The organism is Methanothermococcus okinawensis IH1 (assembly GCF_000179575.2).
Lineage (GTDB): Archaea > AGJL01 > Methanococci > Methanococcales > Methanococcaceae > Methanofervidicoccus > Methanofervidicoccus okinawensis.
This window is the reverse complement of sequence record NC_015636.1, coordinates 83666-104699: the sequence shown is the minus strand read 5'-3', so window position 1 is coordinate 104699 and position 21034 is coordinate 83666. Positions and strand designations below refer to the sequence as shown.

The following is a 21034-nucleotide window of genomic DNA, read 5'->3' as shown; positions in this document are numbered from 1 at the left end:
ACACAGTTAAAATCAGACCATTGATGGATGGAAATGATGAAACACATAATTCAGTTAAACTTATTTCATTTTTGTTAAAATCAGACCATTGATGGATGGAAATTCTGGTAATAAAAAATCAATTGGTGTTGTAGTTCCTAAGTTAAAATCAGACCATTGATGGATGGAAATAACATATCCGTTTAAACTTCTTGCTGGAAATTTCCAGGTTAAAATCAGACCATTGATGGATGGAAATCCTAAACTAAAACAGATGTTAATTACAAACTACTATGTTAAAATCAGACCATTGATGGATGGAAATTTAGCCTACTGTATAAGTTATCAACATCAATAACGTTAAAATCAGACCATTGATGGATGGAAATGAATCATCAACTACATATGCTTTAACGGATGTGATAGTTAAAATCAGACCATTGATGGATGGAAATTTTTTTAGATAATTTTTTAGATAATTTTTTAACGACTGTTAAAATCAGACCATTGATGGATGGAAATTAAAAAATTTAACAAAATCATGTGTTTTAAATTTATCGTTAAAATCAGACCATTGATGGATGGAAATACGACCATCCGCAAGCCAAACTAAAAAAAGACATAAGGTTAAAATCAGACCATTGATGGATGGAAATATAAAATACTCTCAATAATTTGAAGTATTTGTCCGTTAAAATCAGACCATTGATGGATGGAAATTTTTTTATTAACATAGGTTATTATTTCGCTTATTTTGTTAAAATCAGACCATTGATGGATGGAAATATACTTTTAATATGTATTCTTTTAATGTTGGTTCTTTAAGTTAAAATCAGACCATTGATGGATGGAAATGCAAGGAAAGTTAGGTTTTTTCTGCACGAACTTTTAAGTTAAAATCAGACCATTGATGGATGGAAATAACGATTTTGCTATCATTGAAAGAATATCTGCACTTGTTAAAATCAGACCATTGATGGATGGAAATATTTTAGTATCAACTGATATAATACATTCAAATTGATAGTTAAAATCAGACCATTGATGGATGGAAATTTGAGCTCTTTAATTATAATTATCTCTTCTACTGCGTTAAAATCAGACCATTGATGGATGGAAATGGAGATGAATCATATAATAAATTTAAAACATTTTATGTTAAAATCAGACCATTGATGGATGGAAATACTATTTTTACATTTTCAATTTTTGCTGTTAATTTTCTGTTAAAATCAGACCATTGATGGATGGAAATCTAAATAAAGAAAAATAGTTTATTTTAAAAGGATATAAATTCAATTAATACCCAAAAATCTTTTAAATAAATCTTTTAAAATGGTTGAAGGATTGTCCATATCCCCTTTTTCATTTATATACTCTATAAGATTATTTTTTATTACAAATTCCAGAAACATATTTAATTTTTTATCATCCATTTTTTTTAATATGCTTCTAAATCTTAATCCAAAATCAATTTCATTACCTATACTTTTTCTCCACATGAGTTCATATTTTTTTAAATAATTTATATTATAATCATTGGATAAAAATTCATCCACAATTTTTCCACAGATTTTAGCACATTTTGCCCCATAATATAGACCTCCTCCACTTAAAGGTTTTACCTGTCCTGCGGCATCACCTACAAGCATTAAATTATTTTTAACAGTCGTTTTTAGATGACCTATTGGAAGAGCTCCGACTGAAAATTCTACTGGAACAGCATTCTTCAAAATTTCAGATGCTATTGGATGATTGTTTATAAAATTTAAAAGTTTGTTATAGGTATTTGAGCTATCACACATGCCAACCCTTGCCCTATCTTTTCCCATTGGAATTATCCACATAAAAAAATCTTTACAGTAGGATTTATCAAAAAAGACATGGACAAAATCATCATCGATATCTACATTAACCACCTCAACCTGAGCTCCGGATAATATTTCTCTATTCATAGGAATACCTGCGGATTTTCCAATACTTGACCTTGCACCATCTGCACCAATTACCACCTTTGGATAAAGTTTATATGTATCCCTAAGATGATTAATGGATAATCCATATTTATTCCCTGAACGCTTTAAAAAATTTAACCTGTTAAAATTTAGTAAATTCTTTTTTTCATTTATTGTATTATTCTTATCAGTTATTAATCTTCCATAGGCTTTTAATAAAAAATCAACTTTTTTTGAAGCTCTTATTGCTATGTCTTTGTCCATAACTTTTCTTTCAAATACATAAGCCCTAACTTCTTCATTTCCTATTTTTACAGTGTGATTCTTTGAATGAATATATGCTCCCCTTATCTTATTTACTGCTCCCTTAGGATTACCGAGCTCTTCCACACCTTTTTTACTCACCAATCCTGCACACTGTAAAGGAGCTCCTATTGTTTGATGTTCCTCAACAATCAAAACTTTATGATTTTTTATATGTTCCCCAGTAATACAGCCCACAGGACCTCCACCTATTATAACCACATCGTATTTTTCAAAATCCATATAACTTCCCCTAATTTATTCAATTTTTTCTTATTTTATTTATCTTATTTTTATTATTATTCTTCTTATTATTCTTATAGTTTTATTTCTTACTCTTTTTATGATACTATAATTTAAATATATAACATGATTTAGGTTTTATAAAAGAAAAATTTTAATATAATTGGAATAATGATTTAATTATAAGTAAGTTTAACAAAAACAAAAAATATAATAATATTAAAATTTAAAAATTAATAAAAATAATAAATTTAAAAATTATATTAAAAAATTATTTACATTAAAAAACCATGCACTGTGAAAATATGATGACTGTATTGGATAAATGTGTAGGATGTGGAGAATGTGTTCCTTTCTGCCCTTTTGAAGCTATCACCACCTATGGGATGGCTATTGTTGATAAAGAAAAATGCACAGAATGTGGAATTTGTGTGGATTACTGCCCTATTGATGCTTTATATTTAAAAGGTAATAAAATAAAAGATAACAATAGACAATAAAAAAATTAGTATAAAATAAAAAGTAATATACGATAATATATGGAATATAAAATAGAAAAGACAATATCAATGAAAATAAATGAAATAATATAATAATAAAATGACATAATAATATATAATAAGTGCATATAGGGAAAATAAGCAAATAATACTTTTATAGTGAAAAAATGATAACCATACCAAGATATATAGTTATTGAAGAAAATGGGATTAGTGCATTATATGATATACTTTCAAAACTTAATTTAAAGAATCCCCTTGTAATATCTGGCAAAAAAACAAAAAAATATGCTCCCAATTTTGATAGGATATATTATTCAGATGTTAATTTAGATGATATTGTATCCATTAATAAACTTACAAAAGATTATGACGCTATAATTGGTGTTGGCGGTGGAAAATCCATAGATATTGGTAAATACATTGCATATCATTCAAAAAAGCCGTTTATATCCATACCAACTACTGCATCAAATGACGGTATAGCATCACCTGTAATCTCATTAAAACAGCCTTCAATCATGGCAGAATCCCCAATAGCAATAATTGCAGATATAACCACCATAGAAAAATCCCCCAAAAGACTTTTAACTGCGGGATTGGGTGATGTTGTTTCAAATATTACTGCTGTATTGGATTGGGATTTAGCACATAAAGAAATTGGTGAAGAATACAGTGAGAGCTCCGCCATATTTTCAAAAACAATAGCCAAAGAATTAATAGAATATGTGGTAAATGAACCAGATGATTATGAGTGCAATATCCACGAATATTCAAAAAAACTTGTTAAAGCACTTATTGGAAGCGGTATTACCATAGCCATAGCAGGCTCTACAAGACCTGCATCTGGAAGTGAGCATCTCTTTTCCCATGCCCTTGATTACTTAAAAATAAAATATGATTTGAAAGTAAATAGCCTTCATGGAGAGCAGTGCGGAGTAGGAACAATTATTTCATCATATATACACCATATCGAAGGAAATTTAAGTAAAGAAATTATAGAACATATAAAATTATCACTTAAAAAAACAAAAGCTCCAACCACAGGGCATGAGCTCGGTTTTGATGATGATGTATTAATAGAAGCACTGACAATAGCTCATAAAATTAGAAATCGCTATACCATATTGAGAAATGGAATTTCAAAGGAAAAGGCAGAATCAATATTAAAAGAAACAGGAGTTATTTAAGTAAGTTATTATACAATACATTTTTTTCATTTATTAATGTTTGTTAATATCATAGTCAATTTTATTCCTATCCAATATTTTTATTATATAACTTAAAACCTCTTCATAATTCATATTTTTATTTTTTAATTCTTTTTTCAATAACTCCCCTACATCATCATCTTTCCAATTTTTTATTAAAAATATATTTGAACCTCTGGTTATTATTGGATTTTTTAAAATTTCATCCCTGTCTCCATCTGTTATTCCTATTATTTTAATGCCAAATCTTGCTAATATATCACCACATACTGTTGTTGTATCATCTCCAATAGTAATTACAGCAGAAACTTTTTTATTTTTTATTTTCTCCAAAACATCCTCGCCTGCATGATTTACAATGATAATTTCTCCTATGTTGGATAAATTGGTTTTATCTATTATTATTTTATTTTCTGTATTTTCCATATTATTTTTATTTTTTATATTGTTGTTATTTTCTACATTATTTTCTATATTTTTTATATTATCTTTTTTGATATTGGATGGATGCCTCCTTAAAACCCCTGTTTTTACAATGGCTCTTTTTAAATCAATCTCTCCAAGTTTCTCAACTCCATGCCATTTTACCTCACCGTTTATTATATCTACCAATTTGTTATTTTCTGACACCAATATTAAAGGAGCTCCTTTTGCCTTACCTACAACTATTCCATTTATCATTATGGCTTCTCCAATATCAACCCCATGAAGCTTTCTAAATACTTTATTATCCTCTTCCCAAACATTTAACCCATCGCTTATACATTCTTCGATATTTAAGTTTAGTTTTTTTGAAAGGTATTCTATTAACCGATTTAAATTTTTGTTAGTTTTGTTTTTATCGTTATTCCATATCAAAATAGTTCCATCCTGTTCTCCTGGCCTCTCTATTTGAATTATTGGTTTATGTACGCCTGACCTCCCTACAACAATTTTTCCAAATGTGTGCCCAGTTTCCTTTGATTTTCCATAGTTCATCAAAATTAGAATATCGTTATCTCTTAATTTTTTTAAACTTTCAGATGGGACAAGTTTTTCCGAAATGTCTATTATATTATCTAAATTATTATCTATTACGGCTACTCTTCCCATTGTTCCGCCGAGTTTTGCCCTTATATCTGTATTTAATCCATATTCCTTTGAAAATTCTTTTAAATATTCTAAAATCTTTTTAGCATATCCCGTATCAATTATTTCAGGTCCATGGATTACTACGCCAATATTTAAGATATTATTTTTATTAATATTTTTACTGCTATTTTTATTATTGCTGTTTTTGTTATCGTCGGTATTGTTTTGGTTGTTATTTTTTCTGTCATTCATATTCATATAATTTGAAATTATAAGGCCTTTATTATAGCATTTTACTGCTTCATCCATTCTTTTTAAATTTCTAAGAGCCAGAGCTCTGTAAAAATATGCCTCCTCATTTAATGGATTTAATTTAATGGATATATCAAAACATTTCAGAGCTCCTTCATGATTTCCTATATTGCCCAATTTTATTCCTTTTTTTATCCAATATTTAGGGTTGTTTTTATCGAGAATTTCTTTATTTTCCTTATTTTCTTTATTATTTGCATTATTTTTATTATTTTTATCCTCATCCATTATACCATCCCATAAAAATTATGATTATTATATTTTTCTATAACATTTCCATAATATTTCTATTTTAATTCTTATTTTTATATTACTTATATTAAGTTACATCAATTATTATGATATTGTCAGCATGAGCTCCCTTATTATCTTTGCCGCAGCAATAGATGTAATATCGTTTATATCATAATGTGGAGATACTTCTACAACATCAAAACCTACAATATTATCCTTTAATTCTTCAAATAAATAGAGTGAAGTTATTAATTCCTTTGTAGAAAATCCGCATGGTTCAGGAGTCCCTGTTCCTGGGGCGTATGCAGGGTCTAAAACATCGATGTCTATTGTGATATACACAGGTTTATCCAAAGATTTAATTTCTTTTATATCATCCTTTTTAGGTAAATCTGTGGATATTTTTGTATTCTCCATTCCAAATTCCCATTCCTCTTTATCTCCGCTTCTTATCCCAAATTGATATATATTATTTGTTAAATCGAAACATCTCCTTATCACACTTGCATGAGAATATTTATTACCCAAATACTCATCCCTTAAATCACAATGAGCATCAAATTGTATTAAAATAAAATCCTCATATGTATCTTTTACAGCCTTTACTACTGGATAAGTTATTGAATGCTCCCCTCCCATCATTATAGGTACTTTACCTTTTTTCATAATATTTTTAGAGGCCCTATATGACCTCCTAATAATTTCATCCTGAGCTCCTTCAATGATTATATTGTATAAATCACATAACGCGATGTCTGTTAAATCCTTTTTTAAGACAGGACTATATGTTTCCAATCCCCAAGACGCCTTTCTTATTTCATCAGGTCCAAATCTTGTTCCAGGTTTGTAAGATGTTGTAGCATCATAAGGTATTCCAAATATTGCAAAATCCGCATCTTCAAAATCAGAATAGGCACATATATATTTAGAAAAATCCTCAAAATACACGATATCACCATATATGCTTTAATATTAAATTTATTTATAGAAAGGTTAATATTTTCAATTTCTATTGAATTTTAAAGTTTATATTTTTTATTATTATATGAGCTCCGATATTTTTCTTGCTTTTATATACTCCCTAAGTAAAAATTACTAGAAAAATATAAAAAAGTATTACTGTTATAATATAATCAATAAAATTTACTTATTTTTTATTTATTATTTTATTTATGTTTATTATGATAAAATATATTTTAACCATTTGCTATTTTTAAAATAAAAATCAAATATGGATTTTTAAAAATTTAGAGTATATAAATGTTAATTTAAAGTTTTATTTTTATCATATTTTTTAATATTTTATATTTGGAACCATATTGAAACAAAATCATAAATTATATGGATAAATGCCGTAGTTGATGTATTGGTTTTTTCCTTTATAACACCCAAAAGATAACTAATTATATATATCTCCAACAATGCCAAAACTGAAAAATACTGGAAATGCAATACTGTAAATAATAAACTCGTGTAGATATTTCCAAATCTTGGTTGTAGAGCTCCCCTAAATATGAGCTCTTCACTTATACCTACAACAGTGGTTAGTATTAAAGTGTCCATTAATGAAGGTGCAATATTTTTTATAGATTGAACGGTATTTTCTACATTTGAAGATTCTACTGTGATTTTTGAATACATATCAAAATTTGGTAAAATATGAGATATAATTTTAACGATAAATGGCAATATATTCCATACAAAATAATCAAAGAAAAATATTGCCAAAAATCCAGCAATAATATATTTTATATTTGGAATACCAATATTTAGCCTATTTAAACAGCTTTTTAATCCTCTTCTGGTTCCCAAGCCAACGCCTATAAAAGAATAAGCAAACATCAAAATATGAAAACTCAACTGATTAATCATTTGAAAAAAACCATTTAGGAATATCATAAGGTGAGCTCCCATTGAAGTGGTATATCCAATAGGATTTAACAATACATAAAGTGATAATGGAAAAAATATTCTATGTGTTATTTTACTCCATTGCATATCCATATTTAACTTTTTTACGCATGTATCGAATAATCGTTTGTTTATTAATAAAATCATTGATAATAGAGATATTCCTAAAAAAATACCTTTGTAAATATAGTCTATATTGGTATATAGTGAAGATATCGCTATAATTATATCAAACAAAAGCACAACATTTAGAATAATATTTTTCAGTTTATTACTGTTTAAACCTTCTACTAAATTAGTCAAATAAATCATAACTGCAAAAAAAGAAAATATAATATTTATCAAAAGTGATACATTGAATATCTCTATAATACAACCCATAATACACACCACATAACCTTAAAATATCTATTTGGTTAAATATTTATTTATAATTATTTGATTATTTTTTATTATTTTATATTATAAGTTATTAACACCAAAAAACAGACATTTTAGATATTCTAAATTTTTATTGGTCATTGTTATTATATGGTCAGGAGATTGAGTTCTATATCCTCCGATTTGCCTAATTTCTTTTTTAGCCCTTAACGAAGATGAAACCACCATGTTTTTAAACATTTCTCTATCTATATGATGAGAGCAGGAGCTCGTAATAAACATTCTTTTTGCAAGTTTTAGCCCCAAGTAATTCAATGTGTTGTATGCCTTTAAAGCATTTTTTACATCTTTTGATGATTTTGTGAAGGCCGGCGGGTCTAAAATAACAACATCGAATTTTTCATTTTTATTTATCATATCCCTCATTATATCAAAGGCATTACCTTCAATAAAATTATAATGTTTAATATTATTTAATGTCATATTTTCCTCTGCAACTTTTAAAGCCTCATTGGACATATCAACACCTATAACTTCTGCACCCTTTATTCCACAATGAACAGAAAATCCCCCAGTATAACAACAAATATCCAAAACTTTATCCCCTTTTTTGATATAATTTTCCAAATCCATTCTATTTTCTCTTTGGTCTAAGAAAAATCCTGTTTTATGTCCTTTTAAATTTACTTTGAATTTTGCATTTCCCTCCTTTATTACTGTTTCGAATTTTTTATCCCCATATATTTTTGGTATTATTTTGTCCCCCTTTTTAGCATTTTGGACATACAGTGTATTGATATCTGCTATTTCTTCTAAACATTCAAATATAATACGGGAATAACCCTCTATAATTTTTGAAGATACCTGCATTGAAGCTATATCGTTATATCTATCGATTATTATTGACGGCAAATAATCTGCCTCTGCATATATCATCCTATATGTGTCTTTGTAATTTAATACATTTTCCCTATAATCTTTTGCTTTTTTTATTCTATTGTAAAAAAAGTCTTTATTTATCTCCTCATCTTTTAAGGTTAATATTTTGATTGTCGGAGCTCCGCTATCATATATTGCCTTAGCCACAAATTTATTTTTGTAATACAACTTTATTATTTGCTCATTATTTGGCAAATCCTCTTTATTTATTATTGCATTTTTATAAATAATCCTCGAAAAATTTAAAATAGAATTATACGCCCTTTTATCAATCTCTAATTTTATCAAAAAACCACCTGGTAAATAATAATTGTAATAATTAATAAATGTAAATAAATAATAATTATAAATATAAGTAAAATAATAATCCCAAATTATAATTTTTTTCTTTTTTATTATTCATTCTTTATTTAAAAATTTTAAATTGCTTCTCTCTATAAATGTATTACAAACCTCTTCTGGTTTGCCCTCCATTATTATTTTTCCTTTATCTATCAGTATAACCCTGTCGCTTATTTCCTTAATAAGTTGTATGTGATGACTTATTAATACTATTGTTGTTCTAAATTCATCATTTATCTTTTTTAGATAGTTAGAAATGTCCCTAAGAGTTATTGGGTCTAAATCACCAAATGGTTCATCAAGAAGCAGTATTTTAGGTTTTGTTATAAGTTGCAATGCAAGGGCAACTCTTACCTTTTCACCGCCACTTAATTCCAACGGTGTTTTTTTCAAAATTTCCTCATCCAAGTCAAGAGCTCTAAGAACATCTTTTGGATTAAAGTTATCTACAATGGAAGGAAAGAGTATCTTAATTATGTCCTCTGATATACCTAATTTTTCAAGTTTGTTTTTCATTTCCTGCTCTGGAAGGTCTATTAACTGATAAATGGCATCCACAATTTTTGGTGATATGCCGAGCTCAGCTGATTTTAACTTTGCGTTTGCCACTGCTTTTTCCCCTTTAATTCCAAGTCTATATTTTAACATACTTTCAACAGTTAAATAATGAGGCAGTGAAAATTCCTGATGCATAATACCCATTTTTCTTCTTAAATTGATTCTCTCCCATCCATAGTCATTTAAATTTAGTCCATCAACAACAATATCTCCCTTATCTGGTAATTCAACACCACCGAGAAGTCTTAAAAGAACAGATTTTCCAGTTCCACTAGGTCCAATAAGCGATAATATTTCGCCTTCCTTAACATCAAAGGAAATATTTTTCATATTAAGCGTTTCTCCACCATGCACAACAAAGTATCTCTTTGATACATCATTTACAGTTATAATATTTTTATCCACTGGAGTGGTTTTTTTAATGTATGGTTTATCCATGTCCTTTAAAAACTCATTAATTACCTCTTTTGGCTTTCCTTCCATTATTATATTGCCTTCATCCAAAAGAATACATCTATCACATAGATACTCATGGACTTCTGGAAGATGTGATGTGATTATTATTGTAATTCCTAATTTTTTGTTTATATTTTTTAGAACATCCAATAATAACTGTTTTGAAGCTGGGCAAGACATGGTGCCTGGTTCATCAAGCAGTAAAACACCTTCTCCTTTTTCGTACATTTTTGCTATTTGCCTACCCAATATCAATCTCTGTTTTTCTCCCCCACTTAATATATTTGAAAAGGCATCTTTTTTATGTTCCAATCCAACTAACTTCAAAATTTCTATTGCCGTTTTTTCATATTCTTCCCACTCATCTTCCATTGGGAGAGATTCATCAGAATTAGTTCTTATGGCATATAGTTTTCTTATTATATTATATATTGCAGGTTCAGCCCATAATGCAAAGTTTCTTTGTAAATGTATGGCAGTAATTTCCCTAAAATTATCGTTTTTTCCGCAAATTTCAATATCTCCACTATAATTATTATCGGCTCCTCTCAAAATTCTAATTAATGTGGATTTTCCAGCTCCTGATTTTCCAATTATACCCAACACTTCTCCTTTTTTAGCTTCAAAACTTATATTATTTAATACCTTTTTTTTACCATAATATTTGGATAGATTTTTAACTTTAACTGCCATAATCTGCACCTTTAAATTTATATTATTTTTAAAATTTTTTATAATTAACCTATAATAGTTATATTAGTGGTATTAAATATTGTATAAAATAAAATATAAAATATTTACCATAATATTTGAATGATATGAATAATAACATAGTGGTGTAAAAATAAAATAATGATAAAAGTATAAAATAATAAAATTTGTGATATTATGAAAAATACTGATAAAACAGATAATAATCGTATAACTAATATAAATAAGGTATATAATATAGAAATAAATAGTATGGACGATATAAATAATATTAATATTTTAAAAACAATATTAAAAGGATTAGGCATAAAATCTGCAAAAATAATTGAGGAAAATGTAGATTTACAATATCGCTATTTAGAAAATCTTCAAAAAACCTTAAATAATGATGAATTATTTTTAAAACTGGTAATACTCAATGCTATTGTATCCTATCAGCTCTCAACCACAGGTGAAAAGTGGTGGAAGGAATTTTCAGAATACCCTTGGAATAATATTTTAAACAATAATAATAACAATGATAACAGAAACATTAATAATAACTTATTTAAGGAATATATATTATTTTTATCCAATTCAAAAGGAAATAAGCGCCTTAATAATGTAAAGATAAAGAGAATTAATAAAATAACACCATTTTTAAAGGATTTATCTATTTCAGATTTGGAAAATTATTATCATAATATGAATAAATTTAGAGATGATATTGCAAAGGAATTAAACACGAAAAAATCATCAAAAACTGTTGTATTTACCATTAAAATGTTTGGATATGCTTCAAGAATGGTTTTTAAAAAGTTTATCCCTTATCCTTTTGAGATTGAAATACCAAAGGATAGTAGAATAGAAAAATACACAAAAAGATTTGCCAATAATGGTGATGTTATAACATTTTGGAACAATATCTCATCAGAGGTGGGAATACCTCCCCTCCATATCGATTCAATACTATGGTCGGCACTCGGAAATTCAAAAGATGTTAAGATTCACCTAAAATCGCTTGATAATAAACTATATAACATGATAGAAACATTAATACATTTGTAGTAAATGTTTTTTAGTAAATATTAAGAAAAATAAATATTTATTTTCTTTTATTTTTATTTTTTTGTTTATACATATAAGTAATTACATAACCTTGGTATATACTTATATATAAAAATCACCGTTAATATTTGGTAATTTATCACAGGGTATAATAAATATTGGTCTTTCTAATTCCTTCATCCTTTCCAGTATTAATTCCCTTCCTTCCTGAGTAAGTGCAAATATTGGAATAGATTTTCCCACCTGCACCTTAACATGCCCTTTTACTGCTTCTAAAACACCTTTTGACGCACAACATGTAATTAAATCTAAATATTTCAAATATTTTTCAACATCCAATTTATTATAACCTGTTGTATGGACTCCAAACGTTACAATTTTTATAGATTTAGAGTTATTGGTATAAGTTTTTTCCAATTCTTTAATTTTTTTAGCATCTTCTAAATTACTTACGCTTACTCCAATTTTTTTATAACCTAATTCCAATGCCTTTTTAACACCTTCTATCTGGTTTATTTCGGCATTATCTTTATTTAATACAACACCATTGGCATTTTCTATTTTCTCGATAACTTTTGGAATAGGCGTAGTTTTTATTATTCCCGATATTCGCCCACATAACCCCTGAACTAAATATGGATTATTTGTTATTACTGTTCCGGCACAGTCGCTAACAATTACCACGACATCAAGTAATTTATTTTTTAATGCAGTCATAAATATTTCAGATGTTCCAAATTCCACTACACATTCTTTGGATTCAACTATCCTATTTTCTGTAAATAATCCAAAATCTTTTATTCTAAATTCTATATTCTTTTTAATGGTTTCTTTATTTAATTCAGATATTTTTCTATATTTTACAAATAATGGACAATATTTTATCAAAGGCTCGCCTACCTCAATGACTTTTCCATTTTTCACAACCACCTGAGCTCTTCCAAGAGCTTCCATTATATGTATGTCTTCCATTTTTCCATCCATTGTTCTTAATATTTATATCTATCAATAGTTATGTTAATTAGTAGTTCTATTTATTAATGTTTATTTATAACATTATTTTATAAAATCATTGATTATTATATTATATTTTATATTATACATCCCAAATTTTATGGTTATTATTAACTTTTATATAATTTATTCATTTGATGTTGGTTCTGGTTCTGATTTTTCTGTTTCTGGTTCTTTAACTAATTTTTCAATTATCACATTGTTGGGAATTGCCATTATTTTGTTATCACATAATCTTATTATTGTTCCATTACTATCTAAAAGTTTATCCTTCAAATATTTTAGTAATTTTGCATATTCCTCGTCCATTTCTCTATCTAAATCTATGGTATTTGCAATAACAATATATCCTGCTTCAACCATTACAGCTATATCTGTTGCATCCCTATAATCATCGAGCTCGCAAACTTTTATTTTTACAATATTGCTATCATCATGAACTTTAACTGGAACCTCAACATAGTCATCCAATGATACAGGAGCAGATTTTAACTGATTTTCATCAGTCCCACCAAACATTTTTTTTATAGATTTAAGCACCATATTTTCACCACTTTACTTTTTTAAGAATTGTATAATTGCATCAATTAAATTTGTTATACCTTCGTATGTTATTGTTGATGTAAATATAACTTTATTTTCCAACCTATTTTCAATATGACTTTTTAAATACTTCCGTTTATCGTTATCAAGTAGGTCACATTTATTAATAACTACTATGATGGGCTTTTGATATCGATATTTAAGTAAGTGATGGAGTTTTTCAAAACTTTTTGATAGGCCTTTTTCTCCATCAATAACATGGATAATTATATCTGCCTTTTCTATCTCTTTATATGTCTCTTCAAGAATTTTTCCAACCATTATTGGAGATTTTTTCTCGCCTACATAGAGCCCACCTAAATCTACAAATGATATGTTTGCAATCTTCGGCTCCTTTTTCGATTTACCATATTTTAACTTTCCCCAAAACTTTTTTACAGGTTTCTTCGTAGTTCCTCCAACTTCCGAAACATTAGAAATATATTTTCCAAAAATAGCATTCAACAGTGCCGATTTTCCACAATTCTCTGGACCTATCAAAACTACTTTAAATTCTTTATTATATGATGGTGCGTTATTAATCATACTACACCTTTTTTTAAAATAGTATATAAATATTTTTATTTTATTCTTATTTTAATTCCTTATTTTATTTATTTTTTAAATCTTAAAAAAATTCTTTTTACCTTATCAATGAAGCCCTCATTATAAACTTCTTCAATTTTATTTATATCCACATAAGAACCAACAATTTTAAGTGCAAGTTCCATATATGCCTTTGATGAAGGAGATTTTGGAGAATACTCAATTACAGTCATCCTCTTTAATGTGGCGTTTCTTATATTCTCATCCTCAGGTATGGTGCTGATTACTTTTTCATTAACAATCATTTCAATTTCATCTACTCCCATTTCTCCAAAATCCCTCCCAGTTTTATTTAAAACAGCACCCAATATTGAAGTTCCAGCCATTTCACTACTTTGTTTTATTTTAATTCCATCGGCTATTGAAAAGAGCTCCGGTGTTAGTATCACTAAAACCTTATCTGCTATTGCCAAATGTATAGCCATATCTCTATTTAGCCCAGCTGGTGCATCTATAATTACATAATCGTAGTCATCGGCAATATCTGATATAACTTCGGGAAATAAATCCAAGTCAGATTTTTTATAGCCCTCTATCGATAAACTTGTGGGTAGTATGTGAGCTCCGGTTTTATGTTTATATATTGCCTCTCTTACATCACATTCTCCCGAAAGAACATCATGTAATGAAGGTTTCTTTTTTTCTAAATTAAATATTAAACCTAAATTAGCCATTGAAATATCCCCATCTACAATGAGGGTCTTTTTTCCAATTTTTGACAGTGCAACCCCTAAGTTTGCAGAAGTTGTAGTTTTTCCTACGCCACCCTTTCCAGAGGCTACGGTAATAATCATATAATCACCAGTATTTTACACCGCATAATACTTTCTATCAATTATATTTAATCATATTATATATCTATGTTTAATTAATAATTTTTAATAATTTCTAATAATTTTATGAATTTATTATTTTCATAATCTTTTCAGAACCTTCTGTTGGTTCTATTAATCCATCATATACATTTGATACTATTTCTTTTATTAATTTTATTTTTATTTTTACATTATTTTTATTATTATTTTTATTTTTTTTACAAGTTTGTATCATCAAAGGGCAGTTTAAATAAGGGCTTCTTAAAGAGCCTCTTTTTAATGGATATATCTTTAAAAAATTTAAAATATATATTTTGGTATTATCATCTCTTCTGTAATCTTCTGATATATGGTTATTTACAATATATTTTATATTTTTATTAACACATTCTTTTATAAGATATTTGCCCATATTGCCACAGATAATATCGCATGGATAACTATTTAACGCTTTTAGTATGTTTTTTTTATCCAATTCAACAGGTTTTATAAAATTATATGGTATTTTATTATTTATGAGATAATCTTCAATTATATTTTTATTTTTTGGTGGCAATACAACACTTCCGATATCCAAAGATATGGCATACACATCAAAATATTTTTTTAAGAAGTCTAAAATGGATAAATCATAGCTACATTGAACTAAGACCATTATTTTTTGACCTTTTTTTAATCCGATTTTATTTAAAAATAAAAATGCTTTTTCCTTTTTTTCTTTTAATATAATATTATCAATGTAATTCTCCACCCTTATTATTAAATTTTTGTCAAATTGGTTTTTTAAATCTTCTCTCAATTTCCCAACAACCCATCCACCAGGACCTATAATTGTAGATTTATCGGAGCGGGTTAAGGCATATATTATTAAAAATATATTTTCATTTTCTTTTATGTTGGTATCATTATTATCCATTAATTCAATATCTACTATTTCAAAATTTGTATCTTTTAAATTTAAGCTTTTTCTTATTTTCTTTATTTTTTTAATTATTTCTTCCAATAATTTTTCTTTTTCATTTTCTTTAAATCTCATACCATCACTTTAAGATAAAAAAATATTTAATTTAGATTTAAAAAATAATAAATAGGATTTTAATTCCTTTAAAATTTTTAATGATATAAAATATTATATAAAAATAGTCCATTGTAAAATTATATTGTTATATTATTGTATTATTATATTTAAATATACTTTAAAGTTGTATCAATATTGTAAATTTATGTCAATGTTATATGCAGTCTTTTAATCTTTTTAACTGCACAATAACGGGTGTTGGATTATGGAATGCCCTGGCGGTAAATGTTTTAATATTTTCTTCTTCCAAGGTTTTTACAAATTCTTCGTTTATGTTTTTACCAAATACCAATGCCATAGTTTTTGAATTATAGACTGTTTTATATGTAATAATATAATTAACAGCAGCATCATTATGTGCAAAACCTATAATTATATCAACATCAAACTTGTTTTTTAATCCTTCATCTATATTTTGAAATCCTACTCCTTTTAAATAATATTTTTCAGGGTCAGCAGTTTCAATCAATTTTAATGCCGCAGGATTGGCTGAAACAAATACCTCATGACCACTGTTTTTTAGCAGATTTAAAAAATATATAAAAGAAGGTATCAACACAGGAGGTTCTGGACATCCTAAAATAATCATTATCTTCAATATACCACCTTACCAAAATTTTAATTTAGATAATATGCTTTTATCATCTTTTTTATCTTTATTCATATCTTTATATTTCTTTTTTTCACTTTTTAAATATTCTTTTAAAGGCACCTTTAAAACAAAACTTCCATAGCAGGGTTTTGTATATGGAAATATGATATAATCCCCCTCATAAGCTATTGGAATTGGTGGTTTGCCGATTAACATAACACCCTCTATAACTTCCTCTCCTGCATTTAAATCTCTTATATTCTTATAATTATTTTTAATATATTCTGCACATTCCCTAAATGAACCTTTTAATAATATCTCATAATTATAGTTATCAATACATGCCATACAATCCCCTTTAATAATTTATTGTAATTATATCTTTTAACTTTTTATTGATATGATATCGATATATTGTATTTTGAATTATTTATATGTTGGGTATTGATAATATAATTAATAATAAAATTATTTGTATAACTATTTACAGGACTTCGATTTATAATATATATTGTAACATTAGTTTTACTATTATCGTATTTCATACCTAAGTATATTAATGGATAACGAGTATAAGTTCCATTATAATTAGAATTTACAAGTGAAACAGCAGTTTTGGCACCTATATCTATTTTATCCATTGTTCTTTCTTTTTCATTAAATGTATTATGTAGAAAATAATAAATCGAGAAAGTGGACATTACAATTATTGATAAAATTAACATGGAGAATTCCAAAGATAGCTGAGCTCTCTTAGATAACAATTTCATATTAATACCCCATTTAAAAATTAAAAAATAAATTACATTATAACCACATAATAATAATTACATAACAGATAATTACATAAAAAATATGGTATAAATTACATCTAATATTATTTATTTAATACATACATTTATTAATATATTTAGAGCGTGGTGCATAATTAAAAAACTTAAATATAAGAAAGTGAGTATAGTCCAAATAAAAATCAAAAAAGTGACAAAAATGAATCCTGTTGAAATAGTTATTACTTCAATAGATAAATACCTTACTGATAAAATCAAGCAACCAAATCGTAGAGGACCTAATGGTTATGAGTTAGTACTTAAGTTGAGATTGTTAGTTTATGGAGTTTTAAAAGGATTACATTACACTAGGGAGTTATGGAGACATTTAAAGAAGAATCCTGACATTTCAAAGGAGTTGGGCTTTGATGCAGTTCCACATAGAACAACCATATATAGGTGGAAAAAAATCGTTAGACAAAGAATTAAAGGAACTAACTTCCTTATTGGGTGATACTTACTTATGTTTGAATGATTCTAAATGGCTTGTAATGGATTCTACGCCTATAATCGATGAGGAAGATGAGGATAGTGAGGTAGGATATAATAGCAAGGGAAGGTTTGTAGGATTTAAATTACACTTATCCTGTGATGAACACTTAGTGCCATTAAGGGCAGAATTTACTAAAGCCAATATTCATGATGTAACTGTTTCTGAAAGTTTATTATCTCCTGTAAAATATGGTAGTGCAGATTCTGCCTATGATTGTAAGAATTTAAAACTAACAGCATGGCAAGTTCATGGTGTTATGTTAGGAACTGGACAATCCAAGAAGATTAGGTAAAGATAAGAAAAGGAAAATGAATAAAAAATTTGCAAACATGAGAAAACGAATAGAACAACTGAATTCAATAGTAAAAAACCAGATTATGAACAGATTCTGGACGAACATTAAAGGTTTTAAGAAGAAATACATTTTCTGCATGTTATCAGTTGCAGTGGCACAAGTATTAGCTATTTATACATTAAAAACTTATGTTAATCCATTCATAAGGATTAAAGAAGTTAGGGTGTAAATTCAAATGTATGAATTATGCACCATGCTCTAAATTAACCTATATTATAATATATATTTACAGTATATTGATGGTGATAAAAATATGATATGTATAATTATGGGAAGCGAAAGCGATTTAAAAATTGCTGAAAAAGGAGTAAATATTTTAAAAGAATTTGGTGTAGATTTCGAAGTAAGAGTAGCTTCTGCTCATAGAACACCTGAGCTCGTAGAGGATATTGTAAAAAACAGTGATGCAAAAATATTTATAACAATTGCAGGACTTGCGGCGCATCTTCCAGGTGTTGTGGCAGCATTAACAACAAAACCCGTAATAGCTGTTCCTGTTGAAAGCAAACTTGATGGAATAGATGCTCTTTTAAGTTGTGTTCAGATGCCCCCAGGAATACCCACTGCAACAGTAGGAATCGATAGAGGAGATAATGCGGCAATTTTGGCTATTGAGATGCTTGCCATATCAAATGAAGAACTGTCAAAAAAATTAGATGAATTCAGAGAAAAACAGAGAAAAAAGGTTATAAAATCAGATGAAACCGTTAGAAATTTATTTTCCTGATTTTATAATTAAGAATTAGTAATTAACAGCCAATAATTTTAATTTTTAATTTTTAACATATTTTATTAAATGTTTTATTAATTTATTTATTAACATAGATTTAAATTATATTTAATATTACGGGATTATACACGATATAGATACATAAAATATGGATATTTAATTATTATAATTTTATTATAATTTAATGACATAATAATTATAAACTATACATGGTGGAATTATGACTCAAATGACAGATGCTAAAAACAACATAATTACAAAAGAAATGGAGATTGTAGCAAAGGAAGAAAAAATAAATCCCGAAAAACTAAGAAAATTAATAGCAAAGGGATATGTTGTAATACCCAAAAATATCCACAGAAACACTAAACCCATAGGAATTGGAGATAACCTAAGAACAAAGGTAAATGTGAATATCGGAACCTCTCCCGACTGTGTAGATATCGATATGGAAATAAGAAAAACAAAAATAGCAAATAAATACGGAGCTCATGCTATTATGGATTTAAGCACTGGGGGAAATTTACCAGAAATAAGAAAGGCAATAATGGAAAATACAAATTTACCGATAGGAACGGTTCCAATATATGAAATAGGTATAGAATCAAGGAAAAAATACGGTAGAGTAATTGATATGGATGAGGATATCATATTTAATGTAATAGAGAGGCAGGCAAAGGAAGGCGTAGATTTTATGACACTTCACTGCGGAATTACAAAAAACAGTGTAGAATCCTTAAAAAAGGATAAAAGAATAATGGGAGTTGTTAGTCGAGGAGGAGCATTTTTAACGGCATATATTATGTATCATAACAAAGAAAATCCCCTTTATGAGCAGTTCGACTATCTCCTTGAAATATTAAAGGAACATGATGTAACCCTAAGTTTAGGGGATGGAATGAGACCTGGATGTCTATGTGATAATACGGATAGACCTCAAATACATGAGCTCATAATACTTGGTGAGCTCGTGGATAGGTGTAGGGAAGCTGGAGTTCAGGTAATGGTTGAAGGTCCTGGGCATGTTCCGCTGAATAATATTGAAACCAATATGAAAATACAAAAATCAATATGCAAAAATGCTCCATTTTATGTATTGGGACCTATTGTAACTGATATGGCACCAGGATATGACCACATTACAGCTGCCATTGGAGGAGCTCTGGCTGCATACAGTGGGGCAAATTTCTTATGTTATGTTACACCGGCTGAGCATATTAGATTAATGGATGAAAATGATGTGAAAGAAGGGTTAATAGCTTCAAAAATAGCAGCTCAGGCTGCCGATGTTGCAAAAGGAAATCCCTTAGCATGGAGCATGGAAAAAGAAATGGCTATTGCAAGGAAAAATCATAACTGGGAAAAACAGTTTGAATTGGCTATCGATAAAGAAAAACCTAAAAAAATGAGGGAGGAATTGCCTTCTGCTGATGAAAAGGCATGTAGTGTTTGCGGTGAATTTTGTGCATTGCTGATGGTGGAGGAGCTCGGAAAAAGATAAATTTTTAATTTTAATATTGTGAATAAAATATCATAATAAATTCATATTTTATTTATATATTTTTATTTCATATCATCCTCACTTTTACATATTCTTTTATTATTTTTTTAATTTTTATTGTTTTCTTTTATTAGATTATTATTTTTTATACTAATATATGTTTATTTTTAAATTTTTTATTATATTATATTACAAAACCATAAAATATAAATATTAGATATTATTTATTTGATATATCATAATATTAGTTATGTAAATTTTAGTAATTAATGATATAAAGTGTGA

22 protein-coding genes and 1 CRISPR repeat array (1 of these 23 only partly in view) are annotated in these 21034 nt (G+C 27.5%); of the genes, 8 read left to right on the top strand and 14 right to left on the bottom strand.

Features of this window, described 5'->3' with window-relative positions; all coding sequences use genetic code 11:
* A CRISPR array of direct repeats spans window positions 1–1234; the repeat unit is 30 nt; unit sequence GTTAAAATCAGACCATTGATGGATGGAAAT (it extends 402 nt beyond the left edge of the window).
* A 40-nt stretch (window positions 1235–1274) separates the two neighbouring features.
* The gene (locus METOK_RS00545; RefSeq protein WP_013866293.1) at window positions 1275–2480 is read right to left on the bottom strand and encodes a geranylgeranyl reductase family protein; all 1206 of its coding nucleotides are present in this window, start codon (window positions 2478–2480) and stop codon (window positions 1275–1277) included.
* 308 nt (window positions 2481–2788) lie between these two features.
* On the opposite strand from METOK_RS00545, the gene METOK_RS00540 reads away from it, so the two are divergent.
* Window positions 2789–2980, top strand: a complete 192-nt coding sequence (locus METOK_RS00540) for a DUF362 domain-containing protein (protein WP_048057978.1) — start codon at window positions 2789–2791, stop codon at window positions 2978–2980.
* Window positions 2981–3147: 167 nt separating this feature from the next.
* Window positions 3148–4170: an iron-containing alcohol dehydrogenase gene (locus tag METOK_RS00535; protein ID WP_013866291.1), complete on the top strand. Its 1023-nt coding sequence runs from the start codon at window positions 3148–3150 to the stop codon at window positions 4168–4170.
* 33 nt (window positions 4171–4203) lie between these two features.
* Here METOK_RS00535 and METOK_RS00530 read toward each other — a convergent pair whose 3' ends face one another.
* The 5 genes from METOK_RS00530 to METOK_RS00510 all read right to left on the bottom strand — a co-directional run bounded on the left by METOK_RS00530 (window position 4204) and on the right by METOK_RS00510 (window position 11088).
* Window positions 4204–5514 carry a DUF2117 domain-containing protein gene (locus tag METOK_RS00530; RefSeq protein WP_083810061.1) on the bottom strand — a complete coding sequence of 437 codons (1311 nt, stop codon included), beginning with the start codon at window positions 5512–5514 and terminating at the stop codon, window positions 4204–4206.
* A gap of 396 nt (window positions 5515–5910) precedes the next feature.
* Window positions 5911–6756, bottom strand: a complete 846-nt coding sequence (speB, locus tag METOK_RS00525) for an agmatinase (protein WP_013866289.1) — start codon at window positions 6754–6756, stop codon at window positions 5911–5913.
* Between the two features lie 354 nt (window positions 6757–7110).
* Window positions 7111–8100 (bottom strand): CPBP family intramembrane glutamic endopeptidase, encoded by a 990-nt coding sequence (locus METOK_RS00520; RefSeq protein ID WP_013866288.1) that lies wholly within the window; start codon window positions 8098–8100, stop codon window positions 7111–7113.
* Window positions 8101–8181: 81 nt separating this feature from the next.
* A complete protein-coding gene (locus tag METOK_RS00515) occupies window positions 8182–9324 on the bottom strand; it encodes a class I SAM-dependent rRNA methyltransferase (protein ID WP_157198893.1) in 1143 nt (380 codons plus the stop codon).
* Window positions 9325–9438: 114 nt separating this feature from the next.
* Entirely contained in the window at window positions 9439–11088 is a 1650-nt protein-coding gene (locus METOK_RS00510; RefSeq protein ID WP_013866286.1) for an ABC transporter ATP-binding protein, read from the bottom strand.
* A 270-nt stretch (window positions 11089–11358) separates the two neighbouring features.
* Between METOK_RS00510 and METOK_RS00505 the strand changes: the two genes are divergently transcribed.
* Complete coding sequence (locus tag METOK_RS00505) at window positions 11359–12153, top strand: N-glycosylase/DNA lyase (RefSeq protein ID WP_048057975.1); 795 nt, start codon at window positions 11359–11361, stop codon at window positions 12151–12153.
* Window positions 12154–12255: 102 nt separating this feature from the next.
* Here METOK_RS00505 and METOK_RS00500 read toward each other — a convergent pair whose 3' ends face one another.
* The 8 genes from METOK_RS00500 to METOK_RS00465 all read right to left on the bottom strand — a co-directional run bounded on the left by METOK_RS00500 (window position 12256) and on the right by METOK_RS00465 (window position 17610).
* Complete coding sequence (locus tag METOK_RS00500) at window positions 12256–13125, bottom strand: methanogenesis marker 8 protein (RefSeq protein ID WP_013866284.1); 870 nt, start codon at window positions 13123–13125, stop codon at window positions 12256–12258.
* Between the two features lie 168 nt (window positions 13126–13293).
* On the bottom strand, window positions 13294–13710 hold the full coding sequence (locus METOK_RS00495) for a cell division protein SepF (protein ID WP_013866283.1): 417 nt from the start codon (window positions 13708–13710) through the stop codon (window positions 13294–13296).
* A 12-nt stretch (window positions 13711–13722) separates the two neighbouring features.
* Window positions 13723–14295 (bottom strand): Era-like GTP-binding protein, encoded by a 573-nt coding sequence (locus METOK_RS00490; RefSeq protein WP_013866282.1) that lies wholly within the window; start codon window positions 14293–14295, stop codon window positions 13723–13725.
* A 68-nt stretch (window positions 14296–14363) separates the two neighbouring features.
* On the bottom strand, window positions 14364–15149 hold the full coding sequence (gene minD / locus METOK_RS00485) for a cell division ATPase MinD (protein ID WP_013866281.1): 786 nt from the start codon (window positions 15147–15149) through the stop codon (window positions 14364–14366).
* A gap of 103 nt (window positions 15150–15252) precedes the next feature.
* Window positions 15253–16206 (bottom strand): hypothetical protein, encoded by a 954-nt coding sequence (locus METOK_RS00480; RefSeq protein ID WP_013866280.1) that lies wholly within the window; start codon window positions 16204–16206, stop codon window positions 15253–15255.
* A 196-nt stretch (window positions 16207–16402) separates the two neighbouring features.
* The gene (locus METOK_RS00475) at window positions 16403–16846 is read right to left on the bottom strand and encodes a DUF1890 domain-containing protein (protein ID WP_013866279.1); all 444 of its coding nucleotides are present in this window, start codon (window positions 16844–16846) and stop codon (window positions 16403–16405) included.
* Window positions 16847–16855: 9 nt separating this feature from the next.
* Window positions 16856–17188, bottom strand: coding sequence for a DUF1894 domain-containing protein (locus METOK_RS00470; protein WP_013866278.1), 333 nt, complete (start codon window positions 17186–17188; stop codon window positions 16856–16858).
* Window positions 17189–17232: 44 nt separating this feature from the next.
* Complete coding sequence (locus METOK_RS00465; RefSeq protein WP_013866277.1) at window positions 17233–17610, bottom strand: class III signal peptide-containing protein; 378 nt, start codon at window positions 17608–17610, stop codon at window positions 17233–17235.
* A gap of 220 nt (window positions 17611–17830) precedes the next feature.
* Here METOK_RS00465 and METOK_RS00460 point away from each other — a divergent pair, with 220 nt between their 5' ends.
* The 5 genes from METOK_RS00460 (at window position 17831) to thiC (ending at window position 20749) form a co-directional block, all read left to right on the top strand.
* Window positions 17831–18124, top strand: a complete 294-nt coding sequence (locus tag METOK_RS00460; RefSeq protein ID WP_048057813.1) for a transposase — start codon at window positions 17831–17833, stop codon at window positions 18122–18124.
* Window positions 18039–18455 carry a transposase gene (locus METOK_RS00455; RefSeq protein WP_013866276.1) on the top strand — a complete coding sequence of 139 codons (417 nt, stop codon included), beginning with the start codon at window positions 18039–18041 and terminating at the stop codon, window positions 18453–18455. The genes METOK_RS00460 and METOK_RS00455 overlap by 86 nt, the downstream gene beginning before the upstream one ends.
* A 37-nt stretch (window positions 18456–18492) precedes the next feature.
* Window positions 18493–18687 (top strand): hypothetical protein, encoded by a 195-nt coding sequence (locus METOK_RS08370; protein ID WP_157198853.1) that lies wholly within the window; start codon window positions 18493–18495, stop codon window positions 18685–18687.
* An 84-nt stretch (window positions 18688–18771) separates the two neighbouring features.
* Window positions 18772–19245, top strand: coding sequence for a 5-(carboxyamino)imidazole ribonucleotide mutase (gene purE / locus METOK_RS00450; protein WP_013866274.1), 474 nt, complete (start codon window positions 18772–18774; stop codon window positions 19243–19245).
* 223 nt (window positions 19246–19468) lie between these two features.
* Window positions 19469–20749 carry a phosphomethylpyrimidine synthase gene (gene thiC, locus METOK_RS00445; RefSeq protein ID WP_013866273.1) on the top strand — a complete coding sequence of 427 codons (1281 nt, stop codon included), beginning with the start codon at window positions 19469–19471 and terminating at the stop codon, window positions 20747–20749.
* Window positions 20750–21034: the final 285 nt, after the last annotated feature.

Excerpts from the sequence above, each read along its gene's own strand:
- METOK_RS00545 (WP_013866293.1), bottom strand. The coding sequence starts at position 2,480 with ATGGATTTTGAAAAATACGATGTGGTTATAATAGGTGGAGGTCCTGTG.
- METOK_RS00540 (WP_048057978.1), top strand. The coding sequence starts at position 2,789 with ATGACTGTATTGGATAAATGTGTAGGATGTGGAGAATGTGTTCCTTTC.
- METOK_RS00535 (WP_013866291.1), top strand. The coding sequence starts at position 3,148 with ATGATAACCATACCAAGATATATAGTTATTGAAGAAAATGGGATTAGT.
- METOK_RS00530 (WP_083810061.1), bottom strand. The coding sequence starts at position 5,514 with ATGAATGACAGAAAAAATAACAACCAAAACAATACCGACGATAACAAA.
- METOK_RS00520 (WP_013866288.1), bottom strand. The coding sequence starts at position 8,100 with ATGGGTTGTATTATAGAGATATTCAATGTATCACTTTTGATAAATATT.
- METOK_RS00510 (WP_013866286.1), bottom strand. The coding sequence starts at position 11,088 with ATGGCAGTTAAAGTTAAAAATCTATCCAAATATTATGGTAAAAAAAAG.
- METOK_RS00505 (WP_048057975.1), top strand. The coding sequence starts at position 11,359 with ATGGACGATATAAATAATATTAATATTTTAAAAACAATATTAAAAGGA.
- METOK_RS00500 (WP_013866284.1), bottom strand. The coding sequence starts at position 13,125 with ATGGAAGACATACATATAATGGAAGCTCTTGGAAGAGCTCAGGTGGTT.
- METOK_RS00495 (WP_013866283.1), bottom strand. The coding sequence starts at position 13,710 with ATGGTGCTTAAATCTATAAAAAAAATGTTTGGTGGGACTGATGAAAAT.
- METOK_RS00490 (WP_013866282.1), bottom strand. The coding sequence starts at position 14,295 with ATGATTAATAACGCACCATCATATAATAAAGAATTTAAAGTAGTTTTG.
- minD (WP_013866281.1), bottom strand. The coding sequence starts at position 15,149 with ATGATTATTACCGTAGCCTCTGGAAAGGGTGGCGTAGGAAAAACTACA.
- METOK_RS00480 (WP_013866280.1), bottom strand. The coding sequence starts at position 16,206 with ATGAGATTTAAAGAAAATGAAAAAGAAAAATTATTGGAAGAAATAATT.
- METOK_RS00470 (WP_013866278.1), bottom strand. The coding sequence starts at position 17,188 with ATGGCATGTATTGATAACTATAATTATGAGATATTATTAAAAGGTTCA.
- METOK_RS00465 (WP_013866277.1), bottom strand. The coding sequence starts at position 17,610 with ATGAAATTGTTATCTAAGAGAGCTCAGCTATCTTTGGAATTCTCCATG.
- METOK_RS00460 (WP_048057813.1), top strand. The coding sequence starts at position 17,831 with ATGAATCCTGTTGAAATAGTTATTACTTCAATAGATAAATACCTTACT.
- METOK_RS00455 (WP_013866276.1), top strand. The coding sequence starts at position 18,039 with ATGCAGTTCCACATAGAACAACCATATATAGGTGGAAAAAAATCGTTA.
- METOK_RS08370 (WP_157198853.1), top strand. The coding sequence starts at position 18,493 with ATGAGAAAACGAATAGAACAACTGAATTCAATAGTAAAAAACCAGATT.
- purE (WP_013866274.1), top strand. The coding sequence starts at position 18,772 with ATGATATGTATAATTATGGGAAGCGAAAGCGATTTAAAAATTGCTGAA.
- thiC (WP_013866273.1), top strand. The coding sequence starts at position 19,469 with ATGACTCAAATGACAGATGCTAAAAACAACATAATTACAAAAGAAATG.